This window comes from Streptomyces sp. NPDC002785 (assembly GCF_040295565.1).
Lineage (GTDB): Bacteria > Actinomycetota > Actinomycetes > Streptomycetales > Streptomycetaceae > Streptomyces.
In genome coordinates, this window is the sequence record NZ_JBEOVN010000448.1 from 1 (window position 1) to 1,093 (window position 1,093).

Genomic DNA, 1,093 nt, shown 5'->3' on the forward strand with positions numbered 1-1,093 from the left:
TGCTGGCCCACTCCGAGAAGCAGGACGCCACCGCGACCTGGAAGAAGACCTTCGGACACCATCCTCTGCTGGGGTTCGTCGATCACGGAATCGGCGGCAGCGGGGAGCCGGTGGCCGGCCTGCTCAGGCCCGGCAACGCAGGAAGCAACACCGCCGCCGACCACATCACCACCGCCCAACTCGCCCTGGCCCAACTGCCGAAGAAGTACCGTCGCGGACGCCGAACGCTGATCCGTACCGACTCAGACGGTGGCACCCACGAGTTCGTCGCCTGGCTCGCCCAGCGGGGCAGATGGCTGTCGTACTCGGTCGGCATGACCATCAGCGACGCCGTCCACCAGGCCGTCCTCAAGGTCCCGCCCGCCGTATGGACGGCGGCCGTCGAGCCGGGCGGCGGGATCCGCGACGGCGCCTGGGTCGCCGAACTCGACGGCGATGTCCTCAAGGGCTGGCCGCAGGGGATACGGCTGATCGTCCGCAAAGAACGCCCCCACCCCGGCGCGCAGTTGCGCTTCACCGATGCCGACGGCCTGCGGCTCACCGCGTTCGCCACCAACACCACCCGCGTCCCGATCGCCGCCCTTGAGCTGCGACACCGTCGGCGGGCACGCGCAGAGGACCGCATCCGCAACGCCCGCGCCACCGGCCTGCGCAACCTGCCCCTGCACGACACCGCGCAGAACCAGATCTGGCTGGAGATCGTCCAGGTCGCCCTTGACCTGCTGGCCTGGATGCCCATGCTCGCTCTGACCGGCAAAACCCACAGGTGGGAGCCCCGCCGACTCCGGCTCCGCCTCTTCTCCGCCGCCGCCCAGATCGTCACGACCGCCCGCCGCCAGCATCTGAGATTCGCACGCCACTGGCCCTGGACCGAGGTAATCACCGACGCCCTGGCACGGCTCGAAGCCCTCCCGAACCCCGGCTGACCAGCGCGTTCCCGTCCCAGCGAGCAGCACAACCCCGACCGGAGCCGTGGAACCCGGCGCCCACCCGACGCGACAGCCGGGCCATCAGCCTGGCCACCAACAGCCCGAACAACCGAAACGGCCCGCCGAAGAAACCAACGGACCGTCACGAAAGATCGAGGCTAACG

1 protein-coding gene is annotated in these 1,093 nt (G+C 69.9%); it reads left to right on the forward strand.

Features of this window, described 5'->3' with window-relative positions:
* A partial coding sequence (locus tag ABTZ94_RS37670; protein ID WP_351207992.1) for an IS1380 family transposase occupies positions 1-926 on the forward strand: 926 nt, incomplete at its 5' end.
* Between the last annotated feature and the right edge of the window lie 167 nt (positions 927-1,093).